Source organism: Cupriavidus taiwanensis (assembly GCF_900250075.1).
GTDB classification, from domain to species: Bacteria; Pseudomonadota; Gammaproteobacteria; order Burkholderiales; family Burkholderiaceae; genus Cupriavidus; species Cupriavidus taiwanensis_C.
Map to the genome: position 1 here is coordinate 1 of NZ_OFTT01000010.1, position 6,190 is coordinate 6,190.

Annotated in this window: 4 protein-coding genes and 3 pseudogenes; 4 read left to right on the forward strand and 3 right to left on the reverse strand. The window is 57.7% G+C overall.

Annotated elements, in window-relative coordinates:
- Nucleotides 1-154: 154 nt before the first annotated feature.
- Nucleotides 155-943: pseudogene (locus CBM2588_RS30925) on the reverse strand (Tn3 family transposase).
- A gap of 158 nt (nucleotides 944-1,101) precedes the next feature.
- A complete protein-coding gene (locus tag CBM2588_RS31660) occupies nucleotides 1,102-1,596 on the reverse strand; it encodes an SHOCT domain-containing protein (RefSeq protein WP_115684115.1) in 495 nt (164 codons plus the stop codon).
- 1,635 nt (nucleotides 1,597-3,231) lie between these two features.
- On the opposite strand from CBM2588_RS31660, the gene CBM2588_RS30940 reads away from it, so the two are divergent.
- The 3 genes from CBM2588_RS30940 (at nucleotide 3,232) to CBM2588_RS31665 (ending at nucleotide 4,773) form a co-directional block, all read left to right on the forward strand.
- The gene (locus CBM2588_RS30940; RefSeq protein ID WP_115684116.1) at nucleotides 3,232-3,522 is read left to right on the forward strand and encodes an excalibur calcium-binding domain-containing protein; all 291 of its coding nucleotides are present in this window, start codon (nucleotides 3,232-3,234) and stop codon (nucleotides 3,520-3,522) included.
- Nucleotides 3,523-3,836: 314 nt separating this feature from the next.
- Nucleotides 3,837-4,385 (forward strand): DUF2726 domain-containing protein, encoded by a 549-nt coding sequence (locus CBM2588_RS30945; RefSeq protein ID WP_115684117.1) that lies wholly within the window; start codon nucleotides 3,837-3,839, stop codon nucleotides 4,383-4,385.
- A 46-nt stretch (nucleotides 4,386-4,431) separates the two neighbouring features.
- Nucleotides 4,432-4,773, forward strand: coding sequence for a DUF4124 domain-containing protein (locus CBM2588_RS31665; RefSeq protein WP_368666652.1), 342 nt, complete (start codon nucleotides 4,432-4,434; stop codon nucleotides 4,771-4,773).
- Nucleotides 4,774-4,934: 161 nt separating this feature from the next.
- Here CBM2588_RS31665 and CBM2588_RS31325 read toward each other — a convergent pair.
- Nucleotides 4,935-5,342, reverse strand: a pseudogene (locus CBM2588_RS31325) (Tn3 family transposase); the annotation flags it as partial.
- A 295-nt stretch (nucleotides 5,343-5,637) separates the two neighbouring features.
- On the opposite strand from CBM2588_RS31325, the pseudogene CBM2588_RS30960 reads away from it, so the two are divergent.
- Nucleotides 5,638-6,190, forward strand: a pseudogene (locus CBM2588_RS30960) (IS256 family transposase); the annotation flags it as partial.

Consider the following 6,190-nt stretch of genomic DNA (forward strand, 5'->3'; position numbering starts at 1 on the left):
GCTGATGGGCCTCGAGCCGTCCGGTGATCTCGGCTAGTTCGTCCCCTTGCTTCTGGACTGCGGATCTTGGGGCATGGCGTTCGGCGCGCGGGCATGATGGACGCGGGCTTGGCTCTGCCCGGCAACCGCATGTAGGCGAAGATCTCGATTCTTGCTACACCGTCCGCCGCTGCGGTGGCACCTCAAGGACGCTGTCTTGATACAGGTGGATCGGAAAGCTCATTATGCCCCGGAAATTCACATGCGCGAAATGTGCGGGCCCCATGCGGCGCAGCCAGTCATCTTCAATCCGTTGCCCCTTGCGGCGCCAAGCATCAGCCGTCGCTTGCATACGCTGGGTGTTCCCAGCCAATCACCAGATTCGTCAGCAGTGCCAGTGATCCCAGAAATCGCGATCATTTCGTCCTGACGGGCGCCCGCGATTGTGGCGTACCTTGTTCGAGTAAATGGCACGCTGGAGTTGGTGCACCGACTCCCCTCGGTTGAGTAGCGTGCGCAGCTCCCGTCGAAACTCGGTATTGCTGAAAAAATCGCACAAGAAAAATGTGCGAAGCATCTTGCCCAGATGATCTGCTGCCCGATGGATAGGGTCACCTTGGGCGGCGCTGCCGAACCGCTGCAGCGCGACGATTGCACTCGCCCGACCCGAGTGGATGGAGGCGATCAGGCGCAACAAGCCATCCCAGCCGTCGCCGATTGCCTTGAGCGCGATCTCGTGCGAGACGGCGGCCGACAGTCCATTCGTTACCTGCAGGCCGCGCGGCAAATACAATTCGCGCTCCGACGGCCGCCAAATGGCGGCCGTTCCTAAATTGCATGGTGTCGCCGAAAGCAGCGACCCTCGCAGTGGCGGTAATCGGACCAATGCACCGGGCACTCCCGCAATCTTGCACAGCGCGGATCGCTTCATGAGCGACTGGTCGGTTGAATTCCCACCGGTCATGCAGGAGGGAAGGGGCAGAGCCTTGAGGGAGGCGCGGCTTTCTGGTTGGTCACCGCCACTTTGCACACGAAAGGTACGACCGCCCCTTCATGCGCGCAGGCACCCTTTGGTCGATGGCGCGTTCGATTGCGCCACTGATCCCCATTTCTTGGGGAAATTCAGGAATTCAGGAGCTTTTGCTTTTGCTCAGAGAACTCAAACTCAGTCAATGCCCCCGAGTCACGAAGCTGTACTAGCTTTGCCAGTTCGTCAGCAACGCTCAAGCGGCTGGCTGCGGTGTTCCGCGACTCAGTGCCAGCAGCACTGCTGCTCGTGGAGTTCCCTTGCCTCTGCTCGTACTGGGCTCGGGTTAGGTAACCCTTGCTCAATAAGTCCGTCTTATGGAAGGAGTTTCCCATCCCTCCATAGAATATCCAAATCGGAATTGCAGCGAACCCAGCCGTCACAAAAAGTAGGACGAGGCACACAATGAAGTGAACCCAGAGCTGCTTAACAGCCAACCAGATAATTCCGAAGACGAATGCTGGAGGTCTCCTTGGTGGTCCCGTTAATCGGGTGATAGAGCAATTCTCCTTTGGTGGACATGTCTTCTCCCATTGTAGTACGACGTCGTTGATCGCTAGGAGAGCGATACGCAGCGCACAGATCTGCATGGTGGAAAAGATTCTCGCCGAGTTTGCTCCTTGACGGATTCCCCCACTTCAGTGGGGGGCAACACGAAGCCCGGCTGTTGGGGTTGCTATCGGCTTCGGGACGAGACACCATACCTGTTAGAAAGACAACTACGCGGATGGCCTGAGGAAGGGGGATCTTCTGGATGGGGCGCCACCTGGCGACCGCGGCGGCCCTAGCGATGCGCCCCAGTTGCGCTGCAGACTTTCATGAAAGTTGTAATGGTGGAGTCCCTACCGTAGTATGGGTGTGAGTTAACCTTCGATCATCTAACGACGGCGCTGCGCCAGCTAATTAATTACCTATCTTTGAGGAGGAGGAAGAAGATAGCGAACTACAAGTATCAGCAGTTCTTGAGTCACAGCAACCATCAGGCGTTTGACACTATCACTGAGCCGGGCCAGGTGACGCCGCACTCTGGAATCTATCGGTGTGAAGGATGTGGCGAGAATGTCGTCTCTACTCATAGCCATCCTTTACCTCCTCAAAATCACCACCAGCATACCCCTGCACAGGGCCGCATCCGTTGGCGTCTGATTGCCGCCACCCATTGAAATGCTGCCGGCACTTGACTGAGGCCCAGTGGCGAGAGATAGGAACAGCTGCGGTCGTGACCGAAACGGCACGCAAGTACGTTGCCAAATGGTACCGTTAGATTTTACATCCGAGGGAAAGCGGACAGCGAAGTAGCTGCCCTGTCTGACCAGAGGCTGATGTGCTATGACTATGACTGGAAATGACAAATAGGTCAGGCTGTTGAACCAACAAAGCGTTGCAAATTCTGTGGTGAAGAAATATTAGCGGTTGCCATAAAGTGCAAGCACTGCGGGTCGGATTTGAGTGCGTCGAGCCAGAAGGCAGCTGACACGCCAGTTAAGGCTAAGAGACCCATTGTCGAAGCAGTGGTGGCTCTGGGGGTCCCATCGTTATCGGGGTTTCCACGATAACTGTCATGAGCGAGCGGTCCTAACACGAGTTGTCGGCTTTGAGCCCCCGAGATAGGGGAGATGGCCGCGAATTTGAATACGAACTCAGGGCCCTCGACCTTTCTCCGGAGCGACAAGCTTTGCTCCTTGATAAGCGCGCCGAGATCATCTCCGCCAGTGTTGCCTCATCTGGACAAGATAGAGCCTTATACATACGTTCGGGCCAAGATGATTGCGGCTGGATGGAAGCCATATCATGCTGCGGACGCTGACATATGCTCCGATGGCGATAAGCGATGCGAGGGCCGGTCAGAGATGCAATCGTGCGCCGGTACTGGCATGGCAAACTGCATCTTTACCTGGAGCAACGGCCAGCGATTTGTTGGCATAACCTCCGTGGGCGAAGACGATCCCGTTGTCGATGGCGCAAAGGAAGATGCCAGAGCTGAATTAATCAGGAGAACCATTAGATTTTACATAACGCCAAAGGACGAAATTAGTCAGTCGCGGCAAAGTTGGCGTGTCCGTGCCGAGATATGCTAGACCCCGGGCAGGGCGGACTCACTGCGCCTGATCGTCAATCGCACATCAGCCCCTCCAGGACCCTCATTTCGGCAGGGCGGCAGACCGACGACGCTCTTGTTGTGGCATCCTTGCATTTGGAGAATAAAAAGCAGGGGTGGGGTCAACATGTACAAGAGCTTGCTGCTAGTCGCAGTCGCCGCGGCCGTTTTAATCTACTACAAAACCCACGCGCCGCTGAAAAACGTGGTGGCCGACGCCGAGTCACAGCCGATCGCGGTTTCGATTATTGCCCCAACGCCGGAGCCGGTCTTCCGGTGCGAGGGCAAACAGCACTGTAGTCAGATGGCTTCCTGCGCAGAAGCCCGCTACTACCTAAAGAACTGTCCAGCGGTGAAAATGGATGGGGACGGTGACGGCATTCCATGTGAGACGCCGCCTCTCCAGTGCACGTTTTGACGCGCCGATGAGGTAGTCCGCGCGCTGCCGTCTCGCGACATTTTACGAAGACACGCGACACCGGGAAGGCGCATGCGGCAAGTGCCGAGGCATTCGGCTGCTTTGCGGCCGTCGCTTCCGACCCGGAACCGCTGTTCCGGGACTCGAAGCACCCAGGCCCGCTTCCGAAGTACAGCCGGCTTTGGCGCCCCACGAGTGGGACAGACCGGTTTGCTGCATGCCGATCCAGCCCCACTATGGAGGGGTGCTGCCAGCTTGCTCCAGCGATTAGCATCGCGCTCAAACAATAAGCGCAGGAGGGTCAAGTGAAAGCGATGCTAGGGCTGGTGCTCCTCTTGGCAACTGCCATCGTTCTCCTGTCGATACTGAAGTCTGCAGCGGGAGGCGGAAACTCCACCAGGGAATTTCGTTTTGTTCGTAGATCTCCATTCTTGCGGCAGGATGAAATACGGCTCTACGAACGGTTGACAGTCGCGCTCAAGGGCAGCCACGTCTTTCCCCAGGTCGCGATGTCCGCTTTTGTGCAGCACAAGGGAACGTCACAAGCCGCCAGAAATCTGTTCGCTCAGAAGTATGTCGACTTCCTCGTCTGCGAGCGCAAAACCATGCGACCGCTCTATGTCATCGAGTTGGACGGCGCCTCGCACGGTAGCGCGAAAGCACAGAAGCGCGATAAGCAAAAGAGTGACGTTCTCGCATCGGCCGGAATTCCGATCATGCGCTACACGTCCAAGGACGTGGATCTGAAAACAATTCTCAGCGACTATTTCAGCGTTGTCCCGCCTCAGTCGACCGAAGGAGTTGGTTCCTCAACCCCAGGCAACGAACGAAAGTTGCGTGCCGTGCGGGCACCCGGTGCCTAAAGTTACCATGCTGAGATTTCTGACGATCGCGATGGTCGCCACGGCCATGAATGCCGCGAGCCAGACCATCTATCAATGTCGGAGCGCCGCGGGACATGTCACATTGCAGGACGCTCCCTGCGAGCACGACGCAAAGACTGAGGTGACGACGAAATCCATCGGCCAACGAAACTCAGAGTTTCGTGGTGACCCGTCCTCATTCTTCGAGCCGAAGGGACAGGAGCGGCTAGCGTCAAACATCATGTGCCCGTCGCTGCGCCAGTCCTACCGGGCAGCGGTTACCAATTCCGAGCGAGTAATGCTCACCCATAATTCGGCTCAGATCCAGCAAGCATCAGAGGCTGTACAGCGAGCCGGTGCGCAAATATCCAAGTATCGATGCGAGTAAGAACTCACCCCGTTGCGCTCGCTTTCCCTAGTCAGCGGGGAGTGACGCATCCTGCGGGGTCTAAAGAACGTAAGACGGACGTTGCGTAGGCTCGATAGGGCGACAAGATTGCCCTATTGGAGGGGTGGCCGGGGTTCGAAAAAAATCCCCCGCGTCGCCGGCTAAGCACATGATTTGAATAGGAAATCGATCGACGGATCGAGTGGTGGCACGCGCCTCTGCAAGGCCAGTAGGTAATCGCCGAACCGGTTGATATGCTCGCGGCGGTATGGCGACAGACCCTTGAGTACTTCGGCATTCACTGGGTGCCCGCGTTCCTGCAAATTCTTGAGCTTGCGTGACATCCACTGGACGTTGTGGAGGATGACCATGTTGGCGACCAACTGGTTGTACTTGATCACCTTGCGCTGCTCGTGCCGCAGATTCTCGGCGATGATCCCGTCGCCACCAAACATCAACCACTGCGCAAAGTCATTGAACTGTTCGCTCTTGTTCGTCGCGGCATGAATGGTGCGACGGAGTTCCGGGTTGTCCAAGTACTTCAGCAAGAACACCGTGCGGATGACGCGCTTGCGAGGATCGTCAAGCTCGCCATCGAAGCCGGACAGTGGCCCAAACAGCTTATGCAGATTCAGCCATTGCTCCGTCTCGGTCAGCACGTCGAGGATGCTGATCTGCGGCATCGACGCCGTGATGGCCTGGTCAATCAAGCATCATGTTAGGCGGGTCGGGCGCCTTGCCGGGCCGGTGGATGATTAATCCCTGTTCCCCGAACTCGATGCTGTCGTTCTCAGGGAACTTTGCATCGACCTCATCGAGTGCAGTGCTCAGTCTGGCCCACAACGCTCTGACGAAGCTACTGCCGGCGCCGAGCGCCCGGCCGGCACGGCCAACCAGCGCAATGGCAAGAGCGCCAAGACGGTTCTGACCGACGACGGGCCGCTGCGGTTAGACATCCCTCGCGATCGCGACGGCAGCTTTGATCCGATCCTGATTCCCAAGCACGAGCGGCGCTTCACCGGGTTCGACGACAAGATCATCGCCATGTATGCGCGCGGCATGACCTTGCGCGAGATCCAGGCGTTTCTGGCCGAACAGTACGGCACCGAGGTCTCGCCCGAGTTCATCAGTTCGGTGACCGATGCGGTCATGGACGAGGTGACCGCCTGGCAGGCCCGTCCGCTGGAGGTGATGTACCCGGTGGTGTTCTTCGACGCGCTGCGCGTCAAGATGCGCGAGGACGGCGTGGTGCGCAACAAGGCCGTCTACCTGGCCCTGGGCGTGCTGCCAGATGGCACGCGCGACATCCTGGGCCTGTGGATCGAGACTACCGAAGGCGCCAAGTTCTGGATGAAGGTGTTCAACGACCTGAAGACCCGTGGTACCCAAGACATCCTGATCGCGGTGACCGATGGCC

Excerpts from the sequence above, each read along its gene's own strand:
- CBM2588_RS31660 (WP_115684115.1), bottom strand. The coding sequence starts at position 1,596 with ATGCAGATCTGTGCGCTGCGTATCGCTCTCCTAGCGATCAACGACGTC.
- CBM2588_RS30940 (WP_115684116.1), top strand. The coding sequence starts at position 3,232 with ATGTACAAGAGCTTGCTGCTAGTCGCAGTCGCCGCGGCCGTTTTAATC.
- CBM2588_RS30945 (WP_115684117.1), top strand. The coding sequence starts at position 3,837 with ATGCTAGGGCTGGTGCTCCTCTTGGCAACTGCCATCGTTCTCCTGTCG.
- CBM2588_RS31665 (WP_368666652.1), top strand. The coding sequence starts at position 4,432 with ATGAATGCCGCGAGCCAGACCATCTATCAATGTCGGAGCGCCGCGGGA.